At 42.5% G+C, this 20,581-nt stretch carries 17 protein-coding genes and 1 pseudogene; 6 read left to right on the top strand and 12 right to left on the bottom strand.

Annotated features, from left to right (window positions below; translation table 11 throughout):
• Positions 1-75: 75 nt before the first annotated feature.
• From AACT52_RS20125 to AACT52_RS20110, 4 genes are all read right to left on the bottom strand, one after another.
• Entirely contained in the window at positions 76-1,023 is a 948-nt protein-coding gene (locus AACT52_RS20125; protein WP_073633058.1) for a hypothetical protein, read from the bottom strand.
• Positions 983-2,233 (bottom strand): HMA2 domain-containing protein, encoded by a 1,251-nt coding sequence (locus AACT52_RS20120; RefSeq protein ID WP_233154011.1) that lies wholly within the window; start codon positions 2,231-2,233, stop codon positions 983-985. The genes AACT52_RS20125 and AACT52_RS20120 overlap by 41 nt, the downstream gene beginning before the upstream one ends.
• 94 nt (positions 2,234-2,327) lie before the next feature.
• Complete coding sequence (gene def, locus AACT52_RS20115; RefSeq protein WP_073633057.1) at positions 2,328-2,861, bottom strand: peptide deformylase; 534 nt, start codon at positions 2,859-2,861, stop codon at positions 2,328-2,330.
• 257 nt (positions 2,862-3,118) lie between these two features.
• A complete protein-coding gene (locus AACT52_RS20110; protein ID WP_073633056.1) occupies positions 3,119-4,345 on the bottom strand; it encodes an HhoA/HhoB/HtrA family serine endopeptidase in 1,227 nt (408 codons plus the stop codon).
• 831 nt (positions 4,346-5,176) lie between these two features.
• Here AACT52_RS20110 and dnaA point away from each other — a divergent pair.
• From dnaA to AACT52_RS20095, 3 genes are all read left to right on the top strand, one after another.
• Positions 5,177-6,553: a chromosomal replication initiator protein DnaA gene (gene dnaA / locus AACT52_RS20105; protein ID WP_073633055.1), complete on the top strand. Its 1,377-nt coding sequence runs from the start codon at positions 5,177-5,179 to the stop codon at positions 6,551-6,553.
• Positions 6,554-7,495: 942 nt separating this feature from the next.
• Complete coding sequence (gene dnaN / locus AACT52_RS20100; protein ID WP_073633054.1) at positions 7,496-8,659, top strand: DNA polymerase III subunit beta; 1,164 nt, start codon at positions 7,496-7,498, stop codon at positions 8,657-8,659.
• Between the two features lie 89 nt (positions 8,660-8,748).
• On the top strand, positions 8,749-9,822 hold the full coding sequence (locus AACT52_RS20095) for a serine hydrolase domain-containing protein (RefSeq protein ID WP_073633053.1): 1,074 nt from the start codon (positions 8,749-8,751) through the stop codon (positions 9,820-9,822).
• Positions 9,823-9,880: 58 nt separating this feature from the next.
• Here AACT52_RS20095 and AACT52_RS20090 read toward each other — a convergent pair whose 3' ends face one another.
• The 5 genes from AACT52_RS20090 to AACT52_RS20070 form a co-directional block, all read right to left on the bottom strand.
• Positions 9,881-11,059 carry a TRC40/GET3/ArsA family transport-energizing ATPase gene (locus tag AACT52_RS20090; RefSeq protein ID WP_073633052.1) on the bottom strand — a complete coding sequence of 393 codons (1,179 nt, stop codon included), beginning with the start codon at positions 11,057-11,059 and terminating at the stop codon, positions 9,881-9,883.
• A gap of 43 nt (positions 11,060-11,102) precedes the next feature.
• Positions 11,103-11,492 carry a DUF2358 domain-containing protein gene (locus AACT52_RS20085; RefSeq protein ID WP_073633051.1) on the bottom strand — a complete coding sequence of 130 codons (390 nt, stop codon included), beginning with the start codon at positions 11,490-11,492 and terminating at the stop codon, positions 11,103-11,105.
• 219 nt (positions 11,493-11,711) lie between these two features.
• On the bottom strand, positions 11,712-12,905 hold the full coding sequence (locus tag AACT52_RS20080) for an acyltransferase family protein (protein WP_073633050.1): 1,194 nt from the start codon (positions 12,903-12,905) through the stop codon (positions 11,712-11,714).
• A gap of 421 nt (positions 12,906-13,326) precedes the next feature.
• Positions 13,327-13,896 (bottom strand): leucine zipper domain-containing protein, encoded by a 570-nt coding sequence (locus AACT52_RS20075; protein WP_073633048.1) that lies wholly within the window; start codon positions 13,894-13,896, stop codon positions 13,327-13,329.
• A gap of 115 nt (positions 13,897-14,011) precedes the next feature.
• Positions 14,012-14,263, bottom strand: coding sequence for a hypothetical protein (locus AACT52_RS20070; RefSeq protein WP_073633047.1), 252 nt, complete (start codon positions 14,261-14,263; stop codon positions 14,012-14,014).
• Positions 14,264-14,684: 421 nt separating this feature from the next.
• On the opposite strand from AACT52_RS20070, the pseudogene AACT52_RS20065 reads away from it, so the two are divergent.
• Both AACT52_RS20065 and AACT52_RS20060 read left to right on the top strand, forming a co-directional pair.
• Positions 14,685-15,041 (top strand): annotated as a pseudogene (locus AACT52_RS20065) (WD40 repeat domain-containing protein); the annotation flags it as partial.
• Between the two features lie 121 nt (positions 15,042-15,162).
• Positions 15,163-15,453, top strand: coding sequence for a DUF2584 family protein (locus AACT52_RS20060; protein ID WP_073633045.1), 291 nt, complete (start codon positions 15,163-15,165; stop codon positions 15,451-15,453).
• A gap of 250 nt (positions 15,454-15,703) precedes the next feature.
• Here AACT52_RS20060 and AACT52_RS20055 read toward each other — a convergent pair whose 3' ends face one another.
• Complete coding sequence (locus AACT52_RS20055) at positions 15,704-16,633, bottom strand: phosphodiester glycosidase family protein (protein ID WP_073633044.1); 930 nt, start codon at positions 16,631-16,633, stop codon at positions 15,704-15,706.
• Positions 16,634-16,734: 101 nt separating this feature from the next.
• Between AACT52_RS20055 and AACT52_RS20050 the strand changes: the two genes are divergently transcribed.
• Entirely contained in the window at positions 16,735-17,568 is an 834-nt protein-coding gene (locus tag AACT52_RS20050) for a DUF4351 domain-containing protein (RefSeq protein ID WP_073633043.1), read from the top strand.
• A 93-nt stretch (positions 17,569-17,661) separates the two neighbouring features.
• Here the strand turns inward: AACT52_RS20050 and AACT52_RS20045 are convergent, their stop codons facing one another.
• Entirely contained in the window at positions 17,662-18,933 is a 1,272-nt protein-coding gene (locus AACT52_RS20045; RefSeq protein WP_073633042.1) for a DUF4912 domain-containing protein, read from the bottom strand.
• Positions 18,934-19,427: 494 nt separating this feature from the next.
• Entirely contained in the window at positions 19,428-20,420 is a 993-nt protein-coding gene (locus AACT52_RS20040; protein WP_073633041.1) for an AEC family transporter, read from the bottom strand.
• Positions 20,421-20,581: the final 161 nt, after the last annotated feature.

The raw sequence follows: 20,581 nt of genomic DNA, 5'->3' as shown, positions 1-20,581 counted from the left end.
GATAACTGTTAAAGCTACCCTATTTCCTGACACCCATACATCCTACTTTCAAGCGAGGGCTTGCCTATCTTCTGGCTAATTTATGGCAACAACACTATCCCCAGCAGCAGATTGAATCAGACTGGATAGATATGATATGGCTTGTTCCAAAAGGCTCAAAGAACCCTTTTGGGAATTGAGCATTGCTCCAGACTTGTAGGTAATCACAATTGAGGCTGCCGCATTATTAACGCGATAGCGCAAAGCGCTCGCCCCGAAGGGGTGCTCGCCAGTGATGACAGGATCTGCTTTGAGTAACGCCTCCAACCGTTGGACGTATTTTGAGTCTTTAGCTATTCGAGGCACGCGAAAACGCACTCGCCCTGGAATTGCATGAGCAATGCTATACGCCACTGTTGCTGGTTGTGTGGGTTGATGAATCTTTTTAGGATCATGATTGGACTGGTTTTGTGGGGTGGGCATCTTGCCCGCCCCTTTTAATTCCAATCCTGGGGATACTCCCGCCGTCTGTGATTTGGATTGCAAGGATACTCCCATCCCAACTGATCGGGGATCAGACGAGACGCCCGCACTCACAGTTTCATAACCATTCTCTTTTTCTTGTACAACGCTCTTACGAGTGGCTCTTTGAGATACAGAGGATGAAATCACTGGCTTTTCGGTTGCTGGCATTGTCTCTTCTGGGTTACTGGCAGATTGAATCAGATTAGCCAAATACAGACGAATCTCAGAATCTGACATAATACCAGATTTGTAAGTAATGACAATAGACCCTGCCATGTAATTGATTTGCTGAGTGATTATCCAAGGCTCACAAGCGAGCAAATTCTGCAAGCGCTGCACATATTCTCGATCTTCGGATATCCGAGGAATGCAAAATCCTACTCTGGTTGGAAGTGCATGGGTAATGCTGTAATATACCGCAGAGTGTGGCTTTGCTATTGGAGAATGAGTCTCTTCCTCTACTATTTCCTGAGGCTTCTTACTTGAGTGCAGTGTTAATTGCGATGTTGAACCAGCCATTTTTATCCTCCAATGTTCCTGAGTCGGGAACTGAGTCTAACGGAAAGTTCGCCAGAAACGATAGAGCCGTAGAAAGAGCCGGAGTCTTGAAATCAGACCATACACTGGCTGTTTCGATTGGCTGCTGTTCTGCTGTTGTTGATCCTGCTGGTTCTACAAGCTGATTTGGTGGAAGCGGTTGCTCTGTTGTGTTTACAGGTGTTGTGTTTACAGGTGTTGTTTGAGGGATTGTTTTGTCAGCCAACTCCATCAAACCAACCCAATAGGACACTGGTATCTCACCTGCTTTGTGGGCGATCGCAATTGATGCTGCATCGCAATTCATACGCACGCTTGTCACTTTAGAATCGGTTTTCAGTAACCTCTCAAGTCTCCGCGCATAAGCGCGATCCCGCGCAACTCGCGGCACATTAAACCTGATACGTCCTGGAATGGCATGAACAACGCTATGAGCAATCTTTCCAGGCTGTGCTGCTACGTCGTTAACCTTATCAACAACATTTGTTGACTTTTCAGTTTTGATGGGAAATGTTTGCTGCACTTTTGATGATGAAGGTTGGTCAGTTTTATTCGGTTTTACTTCAGAAGCTTTTTGAGAATTTTTCTTGATTTCTGATGCTGCAAATTGAGGCTTAAGAGAGTTAATCACCCGACGAGTTGCATTTGCCGTAATCATGTAAACCGGAATCGATGGCAAACCGCTGATTCCCAGTCCTCCAGTGACTGCTAATCCCGTAAACATCGGAATAAACGAAATGCCCTGCTCTTTCCAAAAATCAGCAGATTTCCATGCAGCAAACGGGTCTTGTTTGCTTTCTGCTTGAGGCGAAGCTGGCAATTGGTGTATGTCAAATTGCTGGAGTCTCTCCAACATCTGGGGCAAGGACAGTTTATTTTCATCAAAGTTAACGACTAAACTGCCTGTTTGATCATTAACTGAGACTTCCCTGACCCCATCTTGCTTTCTTAAATTTTGAGAGATGGTTTCAAGTATCGAGTTATGACTACCGTCAGTAGCACGGATTCGGACGCGCCCTGTTGTTGCATGAACAATTTGCAATCCACCTACGGGTGGTTGCACTGTTGATTCTGCAACAGATTTGCTGGTAGTTTCACTTGATTCATCGCTTTGTTGCTGATCTGAGACTAAATCGACAAGCTTTTGCTCCCGAGGACTTAATCTCTCGCGACTACTGAGAGTTTTGGTCATTTACCCGATAACTGCGTCAAGCCAGATGGTTAACAATAGGTTAAATGTAGCTGAAAATTCCAGGCAATTTATCACTCTTTAGAATTATTAATACTTAAGCGTTGTTAATAACTGTTTTCTGATATACCTGCTCTGTGATTATGTCCAAAGTACTTTCTAGCCTATCTAAAAAGACGATACCGTCGAGATGGTCATACTCGTGTTGAAATATACGAGCTACAAAATCAGTCAATTCTTGCTTTTGTAGTTTACCATTTCGGTCTGTATATTCTACTTCAATTGCTTGGGATCTGGGAACTAATCCTCTAATGCCAGGAATACACAAACAACCTTCCCAACCTTTAACTATCTCCGTTGAAGAAGCAATGATTTTGGGATTAATCATTGCAGTTGGTTCCATGGACGGAGCGTTGGGATACCTGGGATTACGGCGAGAGGCAACGATAAATAAACGACAGGATTCGGCAACTTGAGGTGCAGCAATACCAACACCGTTAGCCTGAGCAACTGTCGCCGTTAAGTCGTCAATAAGTTTCTGAATGCGATCGTCATTGATATTTTCTACCAGTGTAGCTTTTTGACGCAGTATTGGATCGCCTAATTGAATGATTGGTAGCAATTCACCCATAAAAATAAAAACTCTTATAGATAAAACTTATGAAAGACTTATGAAATATAAAAGATGAATCAGGAATATTTTTAATTCATAATCCATACTTCATAATTTACAGCACATTACAAGTAAATGAAGTACAACAACGTTGTTGTTTAAAAGCCGAGACACTGAGGAAATTTTACTTCTGACTTCTGAACGGCAGTTGCTTTATGCCGGGGAACCCGTCCACCGCACTGCCTCCTCCTGACTCCTGACTTCTGCTGTATAATTTAGCTTCCACCCCTAATAGGTAAAGGTGCAGGTCTAACTGCTATTTGTGTTGTTTGTCCATTGCGTAATACTTGTAATTTTACAGGAAAACCAATTTTACTATTTTCGAGTATTTTTTGTACTTCTTCTATTTTAGAGACTGACTGGTTTTCAATGCTTTGAATCACATCACCTTCTTTGAGTCCAGCGGAGGCTGCTGGAGAACGCGGCACAACATCAACTAATAAAACTCCCTTATCTGTTGCCAAATTAATCCCTAATCTAGACTTAACTTTTTCCTTAACTTCTGGATTCAAAGTTACCATTTGAATACCTAAATAAGGATGTTCAACTCTACCTTTTGCTATTAATTCCTGAGCAATCTTCTGTGCCGTACTAATAGGAATAGCAAATCCCAAGCCTTGAGCGCCGCGAATGATTGCAGTATTCATAGCGATGACATCTCCACGAGCATTCAGCAGTGGTCCCCCAGAGTTACCAGGATTAATAGCAGCATCGGTTTGAATGAAATCAACACGCTTGTCAGTAACACCGATGTCACTGCTAGAACGACCTATAGCGCTGATAATACCAGATGTCACAGTATAATCCAAACCAAGAGGATTACCAATGGCAATCACCGCTTCTCCTGGTTGCAAGACCTCAGAGTTACCCAAAGAAACAGTTGGCAAGTTATTTGCTTCTATTTTAATCACAGCAACATCCGTCAGCGGGTCTTCACCCATGACACGTCCGTCAAAAGAGCGACCATCTTTGAGTTTCACCTTTACAATTTCAGCACCGTTAACGACATGGGAATTCGTCAAAATTTGACCACCGGAGTTAATAATGAACCCAGAACCGCTACCTTGTTCAACTCTTTCTCTAGGTTGCGAGCCAAAAAACCGCTGGAAAAATGGATCGTCAAAATCTTCGGGTACCCGAGAAACTACTGTTCTAGAAGCATCAATGCGAACAACTGCTGGACCGACTTTTTGGACAACTCCAACAACGAAGTTAGGATTACTGGACGATGGGACAATGGACACATTTGTGGAGGTGGTATCAATTGTCCTTTTGACGGGTGTTTGAAGCTGAGCATCTGATTTTCCGGCATCCAGGGTACCAGCAGGTATGGAACAACCCCCAATAGATATCACTGCTACACTACTTAGGAGTATGACCAGATGGGGCAAACGCCCTGCAACAATATTTTTAGGCTGAAAACCATGGTCTTTTGTTTTCATGTGTCTTTGCTTCTCCGTATGAATCAGTGGGTGTTAGAATCTTGGCTACCGGGGGAAGTCCAAGAATGATGACAACTCAAAAAGTTGTTCGGTGGTGCTTTGAGGATAGTTTGCTAAATTGGTGCTTGGCTATATCTTCAATTATTGTCAACGACTTCTAGTTGAGTACAATCCCCATGCCTAAAAGGCAGGGCTGCTGTAGTTAACTCTAGTTGACCAGTTTTAGTCCGGTCTTCGGACTACGTTCAGGGCAAGTGTTTAAGTTCCTACTCCGGAATGCTTGCCAGTTCCGCGATCCTAGAACCAGATTGTTAAACGTCCGATGAAGTTTAGGCAGTGCAATCTGGAAAGTTACCGACCCTGAACATTAACGAGGCAAACTTTACCCGAAAGGGTTTCCCGGAAACGGGGGCGCTTGGATAAGTTTAACGGGAAATTTATTTCCCGTTGGGCTTCCTCCTCCGTCTTAAAACAGTCAACAGCTACCTACGCAGTGACGCCTGCTTCCTGGTGGGGGATTTAAAAGAGCCCTCCGGGTATCTCCTGAGCCCTTCGGGCACGGCTTGAGGCCGAACGGAGACGCTGAGCGCAAAGCGCACGCTCCGCGAACGCGAACGCCACTTGCTCTACTTGGGGAAACCCCAAGACCGCAGTGGCTCACCACCAACGCTTATGCCTACGGCACGTCTCTTGACGAACGGTGCACAGGAGTGTGGTGTTTCCCCCGGAGGATGAAACTGATAACTGATAACTGATAACTGGTAACTGTTAAAAAGACGGGGCTTCCGCCCTTTGATTTTGGTGACGATAGCTGAGCATTGGTGGTAAATCATGGAAATGCCCATAGAAAGTCTGTGGAGTCAGGTACTAGAGCGCTTACAATTAGAGCTATCCCGTCCCACCTTTGAAACTTGGATTAAAACTGCGAATGCAGAGCAATTGGAAAATAATTGCTTGGTGATTTGCGCTCCCAACCCGTTTGCTCGCAATTGGTTACAGAAATATTACATAAAAACGATTGCTAATGTCGTACAAGATATTCTTGGCTATCCAGTAGATATTTATATAACTGTTACCAGTGATGAATCTCGTGTCAATGAAGAAGAAGTTTCTTGGGGGTTCCCGGATCAAACTAATATTCCAGAAATGCTTCCTCAAAACCGACTCAAAACTCCAGAATTAAACCCCAAGTATGTTTTCTCGCGATTCGTAGTCGGTGCTAACAATCGTATGGCTCACGCTGCTTCATTAGCAGTTGCTGAATATCCTGGAAGAGAGTTTAATCCCTTATTCTTGTGTGGTGGCGTGGGTTTAGGGAAAACTCACCTCATGCAGGCGATCGGTCACTATCGATTGGAAATTTGTCCCGATTCAAGAATATTTTACGTCTCTACTGAGCAATTTACGAATGATTTAATTACCGCTATCCGTAAGGACAGTATGCAAAGTTTCCGGGAGCATTACCGTGCTGCTGATGTCCTTTTAGTGGATGATATTCAGTTTATTGAGGGTAAGGAATATACCCAAGAAGAATTTTTCCATACTTTTAATACTTTACATGAAGCAGGCAAGCAAGTCGTCTTAGCGTCTGACCGTCCTCCCAACCAAATTCCCCAGTTGCAAGAACGTCTGTGTTCTCGATTTTCTATGGGGTTAATTGCTGATATTCAAGCGCCAGATTTAGAAACGAGAATGGCGATTTTACAAAAAAAAGCTGAGTATGAAAATATTCGTCTCCCCAGGGATGTCGTTGAGTATATTGCTTCTCACTACACTTCTAATATTCGAGAGTTGGAAGGAGCATTGATTCGAGCGCTAGCGTATATTTCTATTTGGGGTCTACCTATGACGGTGGAAAATCTTGCACCCATTTTAGAACCTCCAACACAGAAGGGAGAAGCCACACCAGAAGGAATTTTAACAGTGATAGCTGAGGCTTTTGATGTACCAATAGAAGACCTCAAAGGAAATTCACGCCGACGAGAGATTAGCTGGGCGCGTCAAATCGCAATGTATCTTATGCGGAAACACACGGATCTAAGTTTGCCTAGAATAGGAGAAGAATTTGGGGGAAAAGACCATACAACGGTGATGTACAGCTGTGAAAAAATTACCCAACTGCAACAAACAGATCAAAATTTGGCACAAACGCTGCGCCAACTGAGCGATCGCATTAACATGGCTAGCCGTCCCAAAAAATCATATTGACCTTAAAAAGAGGTGTCAGGTTGTAGGGGAATAGAGAAACAAAATATTGAGTTTTCCACAAGGAACAGATAATCTCAATTGTTAAGTCAACTATAAAAAATCTTTAAGATAAGATTACATCGGGGAAAATTTTTTATTTTTTGTGGAAAACTCGCAAAAAATCTGTGGAAAACTTGAGATATCCAGTGGAAAACTTTATTTAAGTATAAATACCCTGTGGAAAATGCCCCTGGCTTTTCCACAAGTTTTCCACAGTTGAGGACTTGCGAAAGCATCTTTCAAATAGACTTGCATCTAAGTTTTCCACAATTTCCACAGGTGCGACGACTAAATCATTATTTGACTTTTGACTTTTGACTTTTGAGTTTCCGCTCGACTGCCGACATAGCAAGCAATAACGGTGCTAACATATCCAACACAGAAGCCGAATTTGACCGTCAACACCCCGCACTGAAGTGATGGGGCGTCAAGCCCTAAACCTCAGTTAGTTGACCCGATGCGCGTACTTTGCGTACTACGTTATTGGGAAGAGTTAAAGTCCTACCTACGGATACGTGACGCCAGTCTGTAGCTCTAGAACCAAATGGTTAAACAGTTTTACGAGGGGTAAGACAGTGCTGTTTGGATAGTACCGACCAATAACTTTCGGTGGCTACGATTACCCCGCAAGGGAGGCTCGTTAGAGCAAACCCATTATGCGTACAGGTGAGTCCAGTCAGTCATCGGCGGGTTTCCCGCCGTAGGGAACTGGCTCTCCCGTTGGGGTGAAAGATATCAGTTCGTAATTGCCCGAACGAAAGTACATTGCAAGAGTACTGGGTATCAAGTAACCCCAAGGCGGTAATGGTATTTAAAGGCATTTGAACGGCTAATAAATAGCCCTTGTCGTGTTTCCTCCTTGGTCTTTAGGATCAAGGTTTCCACACTCCCAGAGATTTTTAGATGAAATTAGTTTGCACCCAAAGCGACCTTAGTACTAATCTCTCACTCACAAGCCGTGCTGTACCTTCACGCCCGACGCATCCGGTACTTGCTAATGTTCTGTTACAAGCGGATGCTGAAAATAACCAGGTCAGCCTAACAGCGTTTGACCTCAGCTTGGGTATCCGCACCAGTTTTAGCGCTGAAGTGTTGCACCCTGGAACAATTGCCATTCCTGCTAAACTGCTTAATGATATTACTGCTCGTCTTCCAGAGGGTGAAATCACTCTAGAAGACGAATCAGCTACAGGTGACACCTTAGGCGGGGAAGGCTCAATTGTTACACTGACACCCAAGAGTGGGCGTTATCAAGTACGAGCAATGGGAGCAGAAGAGTTTCCAGAACTCCCTGTCATCGAAAATGTTCAAGCGCTACATATTCCTGCTGGTGCATTAATTGAGGGCTTGCGAGGTTCACTCTTTGCAACCAGTGCAGATGAAACGAAACAGGTTCTCACTGGAGTGCATTTAACAGTTCAACAAGACACACTTGAGTTTGCAGCAACCGACGGACATCGCCTAGCAGTTGTGCAAACGACTAACGAAAGTCCAGATACAAACACTGAAACTCAGTTAGAAGTGACAGTACCAGCCAGAGCTTTAAGGGAACTTGCACGGATGCTCGCTCATAATAACTCACCCGATGAACCTGTAGCGTTGTATTTTGACCAAGGTCAAGTTGTTTTTGAGTGGCAAAATCAACGTTTGACAAGCCGCACTCTTGAAGGACAGTATCCTGCTTACTATCAACTTATCCCTCGACAATTTCAACGGGAATTGATTTTAGATAGGAAACAATTTTTGAGCGCTCTAGAGCGGATTAGTGTGTTCGCAGATCAAAAAAATAATGTTGTTAAGGTTAGTGTAGACAGCGAAGCACAGGAAATTACTATATCCTGTGAAGCTCAAGATGTTGGTAATGGAAGAGAGTTAATGCCAGCACAGATATTGGGAGAAGATATAGACATTGCCTTCAATATTAAGTATTTAATGGAAGGCTTAAAAGAGTTACCCTCTACTGAAATTAAAATGCAGCTAAATGGAAACTTGACTCCAGTGATTTTCACTCCACTCGGTGGTTTGAAGATGACTTATTTAGCTATGCCCGTACAACTTAGGAATTAGAAAGATTTTGTTTAGGGTAAACGCATCTAAAATTTATTTGATCAAAACTAGGAGAAGCTTGCACCCCTTGAGATTTTAGCCGTTTAACGATGAATCAAGATCTCCAACACTCACTCAGACTGCGCGTTGAGCAGACGCTTCAGGAGTCTCAAACCCCTGGTGCTACAATTGCTATCTATATCAATGGTCAGCCATTCTTGGAAATGGGTGTTGGCGATCAAGACCCCAACCATCAAGTACCACTGCCAAGCGATGCCAACTTCTACATCTACAGCATCACCAAAAGTCTCCTAGCTACCGCCGCACTGAATCTCGTTAAGGAGGGGCAACTAGACCTCGATGCTTCTGTGCAGCCCTATCTGCCTAATTTCTCTTTAGATGCCCCAATAACGCTACGACAATTGTTGAGTCATACCAGTGGACTACCCGATTACGGTGAAGTACGCGCCTATTTTGATGCCCTACAAGCAACACCTAGTTCTCCCTGGTCTACGCAAACATTTCTTAATCTTGCCCAAACACAAGGTCTACAATTCACACCGGGTACAGGGTGGGCGTATTCAAATATTGGTTACTTGCTGTTGAGGTTTGTCCTTGAGGCGGTAACGAATCTCCCCATACATCAATACCTGCACAACGTTATTTTTAGCCCCCTTTCTTTGAAAAAAACCTTTGTTCCAGGAACTCTCGACGATGTTCGTGAACTCACGCCAGGATATAGTACCTTTTTTAGTGGAGATGAACTGCAAGATGTTATCCGCTTCTATCATCCTGGTTGGGTTTCCCACGGTGTTGTCGTCTCAACAGCACCAGAACTAGCCAAAATTATCGATGCGCTATTTGCAGGAAGCCTTCTTAATGCTTCCCTTGTTGAGCAAATGCTGCATCCGATTCATATCTTGGGAAATGAGCATCCGTTGTTTCATACCATAGGATATGGGCTGGGGCTGTTTCTGGGGATCGATTCACCCTACGGAACAGTAGGAGGACATACTGGCGCAGGACCAGGATACTCAGTTGCCGCCTTCCATTTTCCGAGTTTAGTTGAAAATCGCATGACGCTTGTTGCTCTTGCAAATCGCGACCGCCACGATTTAGATTTGGCATTGAAGATTATCTTTAGAATGGTTCGCACCTTGGAAAGATTTGCTGATGCTTTATAGTTATGAATGATGAATTTTTCATCATTCATCATTCCAACCTTGACACTCTAACTCATCTTCACACCGCAGCAAAACGAATTTTGAGATAGTCTTCTTCCATTTTTGCTCCAGCAGGTTGGAGTGCTGCCAAAGCTTGTGGCAATACTAAATTTCGGCGGTGATTACCAATTGTGATGCTTAACTCATCTCCGGTTTTACTTAATTGAATTTGATTTTTAGGAATTCCAGGTAAGTACAATTCCAAGCTATATTGATTTTTCTCTTGTACGACTCTAATTGTGTTTTCTTTGTAATAAACTTGAGTTGGATCTTCATCCTTATACAACGTGTCTTTAAGACGTTCTAAGGCATCCAAACCACACATTTCCTCAGAGAAAAGCGGAACTTCCTTAACAGGCAATGGATGAAAATTGTCATGAATTTCCCGGCGATACTGCTGTTGATTCTCTTTCCAACGCTGGAAAAAGGGGTCTTGCACAGCTTCAGGAATAATGCGATTTGCAACGACTAAATCCGTTGCAACGTTATACAAACTTAGATATGCATGGGCGCGAAGAGACTCTTTAATCACCATTTTTTCCGGGTTGGTGACGAGGCGCACCGAGGTTTGAGTGTTATCTGTTAATACTTTTTCCAGAGCTTCAATTTGTTGATAAAATTCGTAAGGTGCGTCCATCACCTCTTTGTCTGGTAAAGAGAACCCAGCAATTGGTTTAAAAAAAGGTTCAACTAAAGGTCGTAGTGCAACAGAAATATTTTGAAAAGGTTTGTAAAAACGGCGCATATACCAGCCACTGACTTCTGGTAAACTCAAGAGGCGTAGTGCTGTGCCGGTAGGAGCTGAGTCAATAATCAAAACGTCATACTCCCCTTCATCGTAATGGCGTTTCATTCTTACCAAGCCAAAAATCTCATCCATGCCTGGTAAAATAGCCAATTCTTCCGCCTGCACTCCGTCTAAACCGCGTGCTTGTAAAACTTGGGTGATGTAGCGCTTTACAGAACCCCAGTTTCCCTCTAGTTCTAGTAGTGCATCCAGTTCCGCACCCCACAAATTGGGGCGAATTTGTTTAGGTACGTGTCCCAGTTCTAGGTCAAAACTGTCTGCTAGAGAGTGAGCTGGATCTGTACTCAAAACAAGTGTACGATAACCCAGTTCTGCACAACGGAGTCCAGTGGCGGCGGCTACGGAGGTTTTTCCCACACCGCCTTTGCCTGTCATTAAAATTACGCGCATCGATGGTTTTGTCCTAGCTGAGAATTATTTACACTTATTTACATTATGAACTTTTTAAGGAGAATAAATGCTGTTTGAGCACTTCCAAGCGCGAACAATGCCAATAATCTATGTGGGAAACAATCAAACCTTGAGCGTTGAGGCGCAATTCACTCCAGCCAGAGATAGAAATACGTGGTTTCCAAGGAAGGGGGGTATTCCAGCTGAGTGTCCACTCAGTTTTGATTGTGTCTCCTACACGATTAATGTCATGCAAGTCCATTCTGGTATTTAAAAACACAGTCTTGATGAATTTAATCATCTGCTTGTACCGCTCAACACCACGAAATTTGTTCAGCGGGTCTTGAAAATAAACGTCTTGAGCGTAGATGCTATATGTCTGATTCTCTGGAAATCTTTGATAGTCCTGTTGAAGAATTTGAATGATGTCCATAGGTAACGTGCAACTTAATTTAATAACTTCCTAATTTTGAGATTACCTTTAAAGCAGGATAGAAAGATAGAAAGCTGCTTTCCAAAAGGCATTTATTCGTAGTCCGGGCTTTCAGTCCGCACTATCTCAAAGCCTAGACTACAAGCAAGGTTCAAAATTGAAGTAGGATTGCTGTAGTCATCTAATAAAAGTTGCACATTACCTATCAATAATAATTAGTTAGCGATCGCTTGAGACGATTGCATCTTTAACTTTTCGCTTTTGCAAAAAATTGGACATGAATGGTCGCTCAAAGACTATGTAAAATGAATATGCGACTAGCAAAGACGATAGGGGACTTACTACATATAATATGACATTTATCTGAAGAGGGGAAAGATGTAAGCTGTGTAGATACTGATTCACTGGAGTCATCACCACAACGTGAATCAGATAGAGACTGTAGGAGAATGTCCCTAGTGCAACTGCCCAGGGAGATTGAAACACTCGCAAGACGAAAGGTGTTGCTTTGCTATCAATCACACAATTAGTACAGTAGATTAGCAAACAGGCAGTAGCCAAGCCAACAAAACTCTCAGTAACCCACGTTATTGCTATCCCAAATTTTGGCGACTCAGCAACCAATGCTACGCCAAAAAATACTGTGGCAAGCCAACCCCACGGTAACAAATTTCTCATTCGCATCTTTGACTGCTTCTGAGAAAATCCTATATCTGCGGCAGCCATTCCTAAGGCAAACAAACCTACATACCAAGGATGCGCTAAGTCTATCGACCCATGTAGTAAATAGTGGGGTGTTAGTCCCAAGATAAAGGCGATAATGACAACTGAAAACAAACCCAAACGCCGCCATACAGGCAGTAATACCAGAGGAAAAATGAAGTATATTTGCCATTCTGTGGCAACGCTCCACAATGGACCGTTGATATGAAACAGTTTATCTCCAGGCATCAAATTGTGAATGAGTAACAGGTGATAAAAGACATCACCAAATGTGAAATTACGAGAAAAATGACCCCACAAATTATCATTCCAAGGCAATATTTGGAATTTTACCAATATTGTTATTACTAAACCAACAATAATGGATGTAAAAAGAGCAGCATAATAAGGCGGCAGAATTCTTCGCGATCGCTTCTTCAAGTAAGAGAGCAAACTTCCTGAAATCTGACCTGTTTGAGAGCGAACCACCGGCAGCATCAAACAGTATCCAGAAAGAACAATAAAGACTGAGACACTGAAGAGTCCATATCTGAAAATTTTGGTAGCAACAAGCCATAAACTAGATACATTATTTTCCTGTAATTCCCAAAGGTGGGAAAATACCACGTATAATGCTGCAAGTCCACGTAAGCCATCTAAGTAGTGAAGATGTACTCGCTTGTTGGTAGATTGTTCTGTAGATTGAGTCATGGGTGAACTTCCTGTGATGCTTTCTGTTAATTCGTACAAATTTACTCAAGAAGCGCAGACATTTTATTACTCAATCAAATCGCCATATAGCAATATTGTTTTATCTAACTTAACGCGATGGGTATCACTGTCGCAGGGGCAACATTCAGAATTTTTTCTCTCAGAATTTTATATCATAATTTTTTTGTCATTTTGGGAATTGATTATAGACTCAGACATTATGCTAAAAGCCATTAATATTTTCTGAAAATAGAAAATTTTCATTTTGGCAAACTGTAATGTTAAGATACCATAAAAAGCTTATCAAAAAAATAGTCAACAGATGACTGACTTCAATTGTTTGGAAAAAAAGCTGATAGTCACAAATTTTCTAAAAGACAGTTTTGAGAGCATTTTTGTCATTAACAACTTGGGTTAGTCTTTAGGGTTCTACTTCTGGCCAAAGTCGCTCCAACTGATACCGCCATGCAGCGAGAACTTCTTCACGCGCCTGAGAAGTTTGGTTGACTTCGCCCATCAATCCTTCTGCATAAAAGCGGTCTAGATTTTGCATAGTAGCTTGAAGGGATTGACCTTGCTGTTTTGCTGCCTGTATAATTTGCCGAATGCGTCTTTCAATCAGTCGATTAAAGACATTATCTAAGCCAGTGCGATGGAGAAGAATAAGTCGGGCGATCGCATCGCGAAAATCTTCTGCGACTAAACTATTGCAGTTGTGCTGAAACACCCCCCACACAACCCCTTGCTGCAAGGCATAACGTACTTCCTGAGTATCGTCAAAGTTTGCTTCTAAGAAGTGTTCTATAAAGGGTTGAGCCTCAGATGCTGGCATAATGGGTAATAAAACACGCAACCAACTTTCATCGTCCGAAAGCATCACCAGCAGCCGAAAATTTGCAGTTTCTATTTGCCAGGAACCAGGTGCAACAGCATTGATAGACGCTGCATCAAATAATTCTTTGAGCGTGTCCGCGATTTCTGAAGGTGTCATAGTCTTTTTTGTGGCTTCAGTTTCTAGCGTATCGCTTTGAGCTAGGCTTGCGATCCCAATTCTAAAAAAAGCGATCGCCCCTATTACAAGGCGATCGCCTCTGGCTTGAGAGCAATCATGGATTACCTGCGGGTTGGTTGTTTTGTCGAATTTCGTTTTGGGTGGTTTTCTGGATTACCTGTACAGATTGCGACTCCGATTGCTTCATGTACTCAGCGATGTGAACACCCAGGTTAATGACTTGGGCAAGTCCGCTAAATATTGTGACTAATGCTACCGTAATTTCCAAGGGAGAGGCTTCACGAAAGAAGCCTAGGTTTTTAGTCTTGGGTGTTTTGCCGGATTTTGGGGAATCTTCGTACTGCATAGTTATCCTTTGTTTGTCCTTGAATTGGACGGCTACTTTTTAGATGTCTCCAGCATAAGAAAATGACAGATATTAGTCTCCAGATGGAAATCCTAATTTCTTTTCGACAAAAGTAAGGTGTTTTAGGAAATTGATTAGGATTTAGATAAGGAATTTTGTTTATACAATAACCACTTACCGCAGTGACATTTAATTCAGAGCCCTCAAGGCAACACGAAGCGAAGTTTACACTAGCTGAAAATGACTGGAAGTTGGAACAGCTTTATGCGGATTTGACTTTTGCTAAGCAAAAATGCTCAGCAGGGCACAAAAGAAAGGTACTGACAAAAGTTGAAAAGCGTTACTTGAGAGGGTTGCTTTGTGGGTATAGTCCTGAACAAATTGCCCAAGAACTGGGTAAAGCCGGGGGCACAAAAGTTGGGTACGTTCAGTGGCGTTTAGTCCTAACGAAAGCACTCTTGCTAGTTGCAGTAGCGACTATACCGTGAAGTTGTGGAATGTTAACACTGGTGAATGCGTCAAAACTTTAGAGGAACATATTGATCAGGTATATTCAGTCACTTTTAGTCCTGATGGTCAAATTATTGCTAGTGGCAGCGAAGATCAAACGATTAAGCTCTGGAATGTTAAGACGGGTGAGTGCCTGACAACCTTGAGAGCGCCCAGACGCTATGAAGACATGGATATTACTGGTGTTACAGGTTTAACCGAGGCTCAGAAATCCACGCTGATCACTCTAGGTGCAGTTGATGAGACTGGAAAACGGGATTGCCTTTAATATTTTTTCAACACGCCTTGATGAAATCTATACATTTCACCAGCATATTGAGTAGGAACTCTCCGACTAATGCTATTATTATTGTCTGGTTTTGTGATTAATATTGGTAAGGTTCAGAAAAATGGGAATGCCTTGTGAAATTAATAATATTTTAAAATTGAATCCATCTCAAGGATATCCAAAACAATTAATTATAAAATCCCAACATCAAGTATCTAAAAATGGTTACAGAATTGTATCAGTAGATGTACCTGTTCCTCTAGTAGATGAGAATTGGGTTGCTCATGCAGATGTTATTATTCGTAGACTCATTTGGGAAAAAGGCGAAACTATTGTAATTTTTGAAATTGACAGGATCTATGAATTACCTTTCTCTGTTAAAGTAACAGACGCACAACTCCAAGTCATCTAACAGTTGCAGGCATAATTCTGTCTCTTGCTTGAGTGAGTATTGCTACTCAAAAACTCTGATCAGGCACTTTTTAATTTATTTATCGATTAGCAAGAATTTGGCAATTTCCAGCATTCCTAGCCAGTTTTGCCGTTTGCTCTCGTGTTAGTCATGGCTCTGTCATTGTAATTACTCTAAAAGAGTAATCACGTTATAAGAACTCCCCACGCAGCAACTTTTATTTATTTGTATTTGTGCCGACCTATTTATTTTATTTCTTATAAATTAAAAATACCGAACCAATTGGTCCTGGGTTTTCTAGATAAAACTTATTATTGTAGTACAATCCAGGAGACATACCACCATCAAATAACATTCCCTCTTGAATCTTGCCCAAACAATTATTGCGAGCAATTCCTTCAAGGACATTATCAAACATATCTGGCAAAAGCTCTTGATTCAACTCAGATAATTCAATATCGGAATTAGCTTTAGCGTCGTTAACTAGCAGAATGACATAGCCTTTATCAGTGATAGCTACCATAGAGCGATTGGTTGCTTGTTTACAGGCAAGTTCTCCTAAATCTTGACAGATATCTTTAAACTTGCCGTTGCGATAAAACCTACCATTACCTCCTACTAAGTTATAGTTAAGAATATTATCGTTTCTTCTTCCTGCCTGGATGCTAGCCTGACGTTGCTTTGGTTGACCTGCTGATATACCGAAGGAAGAACGCTTATTCTTAAAAGCTCCTGAATATTCTATTCCCCGAGAAATATTTAAGCCTTGAGGTTTATGATCTATATCTATGTAATCAGCATTAATTGCTGCAATAGGTGTTTGTCCGTTTAATTTTGCGTTTTCATCAGTGATAAGTTCATGAAATAATTTTGGTACATATTCTTGACGTAGTTTACCTTGATTGTCTTTTGCATAAAGTCGATGAGATACACCAACATTGACTTTGAAGTCTAATTCTTCTGATTTGGGGTTGAAGATAATGACATGATTAATGCCTCTTCCATCTTTTTTACCTTGGTTGTTAGTTTTAAAAAAATCTAGACTGAACTTTGTATTGTTTCCCAAACATTGTTGTGTAACTTGTGTTGTAGCTAAACTTTGAGAAGTCTGTTTACAGGCAAAACAAACAAGTATGAGAACCAATGTAGATAATAAACAGATAAATTGATTTTTAGACATATTTAGATAATTTTCAGATTTTCACTAATAGTAAGTATAAACACTTAATGAGACAATGAGAATTAACTCGTGTCAACCTTTATTTCAACAACAAATCTAACTTGAGCTACGACAACACCTGTAAATATCTCGCCGAACAATATCCGGCTGATTTTATCAAATGGTTACTTTCAACTGAGACGTCCGACATTGAGATACTCAAAACAGAACTCAGTTTAGAACCTATTCGTGCTGACTCTGTCACTTTTCTACAAATTATTAATACTATCCTGCACTTAGAATTTCAAACCCTACCATCATCTAATCCTGCTATGGATTTTCGGATGTTGGATTACTACACGCGATTAAAGCGGGAATATGGTTGTCAGATTGAGCAAGTTGTCATTTTTTTACAGCAAACAACTTCAGAAATTGTCTTTAGGCAAGAGTACGTGGATACAAACACTAGACACCGCTATCGAGTCATCCGTATATGGGAGCAAGACCCAACACCATTATTGGCTAACCCCGCCCTCCTACCACTAGCAACTTTGGCGCGTAGCGACTCACCAAATTCATTATTAGAACAAGTCGCCGCTGCTGTCGGTATGATTGAGGAAAACGATGAGCGACAGAATATCTCGGCTTGTACCCAAATCCTGGCAGGTTTGCGGTTTAACAAAAATTTGATTCGACAATTGTTTCGAGAGGAAATTATGCAGGAATCTGTAATTTATCAAGATATCCTTCAAAAGGGCGAGCAAAGAGGAAAGAAGCAAGAGGCTCTAGCACTCATTTTGCGTCAGCTTCCACGCCGCATTGGTTCTGTTAGCCCTCAGTTGCAAGAGCAGATTCGCAGCTTATCAGTTCCTCAGTTGGAGGATTTGGGAGAAGCGCTTTTAGATTTCTCCAGCGAAACTGATTTAATCAACTGGTTGGCTACCCAACATTCATAAACAAAATTATCCCAAATACAAAACCTCCGCTACGGTTATGCTGTAACGGAGGATAAATTTTGATTCTGATTATAATTAATCAAAAACCCAAAATTAAGAGAGCCATTCTAAAACAGCTTCTTCTTTGGTATTTGTATTGCGAGATGGTGTCTCACGATTAAACTTCATGTGAATTGACCGTGTTTGTTCACCATCAGCAGCAACAGCCAAAATCGGATAGTCAATCAAACCATCCTGGAAGGACATCTGGAAGCGGAAGGTACCATCTGGATTCAGCTTAATGGGACGACCGCCAATTGTTACGGTTGCATCGGGTTCGGTTGCACCGTAAACAATCAACTCAGCATCAGCAATTAACCAGAACTTACGCGGACGCATCGGTACGTCGCCAGAGAAGCCAGCACCGGACATCCCGACACCGGACGCGGTTAAACCAGACATTGTTGGAACTGCCCACATACCAACGCCAGAGGGGAAGACGTAGGAGCTGATGGCTTGTTCTGGAGTGACAGAACTAGGAACCTGTTGCATCGAACCAAACAGAGAACCAGCAACCCTTTGTGCTTCGGCAGACTCAGCCAAGCCAAAGATTTGATCATAAATCGCGTTACCGGTGGCGTTGCCGTTGCCGTTGCCGTTGCCGTTGCTTGTAGCAGCCGATGCCACCTTCTTGGTGGGCGGAACCAGTTCATAGAAGGTTTTGCCTTGCAAATCTTCTTCAAAGTTCACTGTGATGAAGACGTCTTCAATCCAGTCGGAAGGATACACAGGAGGAACGTGGACGGGTGCAGAACGAGCCAGTACTAACCAGCGACCATCAGCGCAACGGTAACCGATGTCGATGACATAATCGCGATCGCTCACTGGAACTGGTAGATACCATTCGCGTGCGAGTTCATCACTCGGATATTCCTGAATGCTGTGGGGGCTTTGGTATTCCAAGTTGATGTCGGTGACATCATAAATACGCAATGCCAGCTGTTGTCCCCCTTGTCGCCGCAGTTCTTCTTTGTGTTCGTTGGACACATCCCAGTAGGTATAAGCCCACTGTGGATCGCGGGGTAACAGAACAATACGGCTTTCTCCATACCCTGCTGGCAGATCTGCGAGTCCTTCATCAACATCAGCCAGAGTTCCACCAGTACGGTCTACTTGACCCAACTCAAATTTTGCTGCTTCCACGGTTTCCTGTGCCTCCAATGAACGAGATTGGCTGAGAGAAACTTTGCTGCGCTGAGCTTCTTGAATAGATGCCAGCAGTTGTGATTTACGCATTCGGCTATAACGAGAGATGCTATATTCGCTAGCAACTTTACGTAGTTGCCGCAATGTCATCTCTTCTAGCGGTGGGCGTTCTTTTGCCATGAATTTGGCCTCCAGTAGTTTGAAAGGTTGGTGATGTCCCCTGGTTAATAACTGGCTGATATATAGCCATCAAGCCCAGATAAACTTCTTATTCCTGACTCCTGGTTTTGCCCAGTTGTTTATGTTTTTTAGTGTCTTTTTAAATTGTGGTGACTCCCTTTCAATTCCCACATAATGCCAAAATCAGCATTTTTGATAGGGGAGCGCAGGAGCCTTTTGTTAATAAATATTAAGCACTAACCCTCCACTGGGATCAAGGGGTCAAGAGACGCTTTTTTCAGCTTTTCACGAATTTATTAGCCCTTTGGGGATCACAAAGTGATGATTCTCTGACATTGTAGCTCCTTACAAGCCAGCCCAGCATCTGCGCTCTCATGAGATTGTCAAGATATCTTGACAAATAGCGGCTCGTGGGGATCTAGGGGCGCAATTGCTTCTCTTATGGGTGTAAGGGAAAAATTGTGAATAACAAATTTCCCTTACTCCCGAATGACTCATGATCCGAAAATCAAAATCCACAAAGGAAGTATGAGGAGTAACAAGAGTGTGGATATGATAATACTGCTGGCGATTAAATCGCGGTCGAGGTTGTACTCTTCTGCCAAAATCAGACCAGCAAAAGCCGTGGGTACACCAGACATTAAGACCATTGCTAAACGTGGTGAACCTGATAATCCAAAAAATAAAGTTGTTGCTATCCCAACGAGTAGGGGTGTAATAAAAACCCTCAGGAAAGCGGGGACGAAGGCAAGTTTCAAACTCTTCCAGCCTTGAAGCTGTGCTAAGCGAATACCAGTCAGTAAAAAGGCGCAAGCGATGACGATGTTTACAGAACCTTGGAGTCCTGATTCAATCATGGATGGTAGTTGTACAGAACGAGTGAGATAGCCGAAGAGAAATGCCCACAGAGGAGGTACACTCAGAACATCGCGCACTTGTATCCACCAGCGATTTTCGGATTGCGAATGATTGAAGTAGCTGGCAATCACAACTCCAAAGCCATAGGTGCCGATAACATTGTGGGTAATACTGTAAAGGACAGCCCAGTTGAGAGCATCTGAGTGAATTAAAGCAGGGGCGATCGCCAACCCGACGAAACCTGTGTTACCCAAAACAGCAGAAAGCACAAAACTACCACCAAACGAAGAATCAACCAAATTAGGGGGAAGTAATTTAGCCCAGTATGGCTTTAACTTGTGGGATAGTAACAGTTTCCATCCCCACAAAATGAGTGACGCCATTACCAAACCAACTATCAGCGCTCCCAAAGTGATTATTGGTGCTAGTAAAGGTAAACTGGCTCCGCCCCCAAATTCCTCTAATTGACCTTGTCTTGCTAACGCCAAAAGCTCTAGTGGCACTCCGAACCAGTAAAGACCACGACCTAAAATTCGTGGAAACCACTGAGGTAGGAATTTAAATATGAATAGCCCCAGACTCGTCCAGAGAATCAGGGGCGCATAGGCATGAAACAGAGTTTCTGTCATGAATAAAACGTATTCCAGCGACTGGGATGAGCCTTATACAAATTAAAAATTAAAAAAGAAAAATTTTAAAGTTATCTTCTTGACTTGACTTAGCTAGAGAATAATCGTGAACTACCTACACTGACCTGAGGGTACAGTGTAGGCTTCCAGCGTCATTGACA

Origin of the sequence: Scytonema sp. HK-05 (assembly GCF_963872035.1) — a bacterium.
GTDB lineage: Bacteria > Cyanobacteriota > Cyanobacteriia > Cyanobacteriales > Nostocaceae > Kalymmatonema.
The sequence above is the reverse complement of the archived record's forward strand: the minus strand, read 5'-3'. Positions and strand labels throughout refer to the sequence as shown.